Below are 288 nucleotides of genomic sequence, written 5' to 3'. Positions count from 1 at the left end.
GATGCAACTGAAACGCCCAGTATCAGCCGATCAAAATCCTCCTTAAACTGCAGTGTTTTAGTGGGGAGCGAAGCGCCAAAATGCGTTTCGTAACACCCAGGCCAATCACTCCAAAATGATTCTAAATTTATATTATGCTGTTGTAATAACACTGTAGCAACACAGTGTTGGCCATTGTCATCCGCCCCAGGGGTGAGCTGTTGCAGTTGGTGAAAGAACTCAAACTTAACGCCTCGTTGTTTCAACAGTTCATACAATGACGCAAAAATAACATCCCCCATTCCCGCC

1 protein-coding gene is annotated in these 288 nt (G+C 45.1%); it reads right to left on the bottom strand.

Translation table 11 applies throughout. The features are described 5' to 3' along the window. A partial coding sequence (locus tag ACO0K3_RS19485; RefSeq protein ID WP_422987504.1) for a hypothetical protein occupies window positions 1-288 on the bottom strand: 288 nt, incomplete at both ends.

It is taken from the genome of Undibacterium sp. Rencai35W (genome assembly GCF_049340185.1).
In the GTDB taxonomy this organism is placed as follows: domain Bacteria; phylum Pseudomonadota; class Gammaproteobacteria; order Burkholderiales; family Burkholderiaceae_D; genus Undibacterium.
The sequence above is the reverse complement of the archived record's forward strand: the minus strand, read 5'-3'. Positions and strand labels throughout refer to the sequence as shown.